1 pseudogene is annotated in these 305 nt (G+C 71.1%); it reads left to right on the plus strand.

Annotated features, from left to right (window positions below):
• Positions 1–305, plus strand: a pseudogene (locus tag D9V41_RS18160) (hypothetical protein); the annotation flags it as partial.

The raw sequence follows: 305 nt of genomic DNA on the forward strand, positions 1-305 counted from the left end.
GCAACACCGCCGATGAGGTCACCGTCCGCATCGACCGCACTGTCGGCATCGAACTCGCCGGCGCGCCGGTCGAGCTCGCGGTCTATGAAGAGCCGCCTCTGGCCGAGGCGCCGACCACCGACCCGCCCCAGGCGCCCGCATGGACGGCGCTCGAACCGGGGGACGCCACGCGCGACGTGGTTCCCGGCACCAGCAACGCCAACGCACCGATCGTGGACGAGGGCACGTACGCGCTCGACATCAACCCGGGCGAGACCCAGGTCCTCGGAATCCCGCTCGATTGGGGGGAGAGTCTGCAGGCCCAG

Source organism: Aeromicrobium phragmitis (assembly GCF_003674095.1).
GTDB lineage: Bacteria > Actinomycetota > Actinomycetes > Propionibacteriales > Nocardioidaceae > Aeromicrobium > Aeromicrobium phragmitis.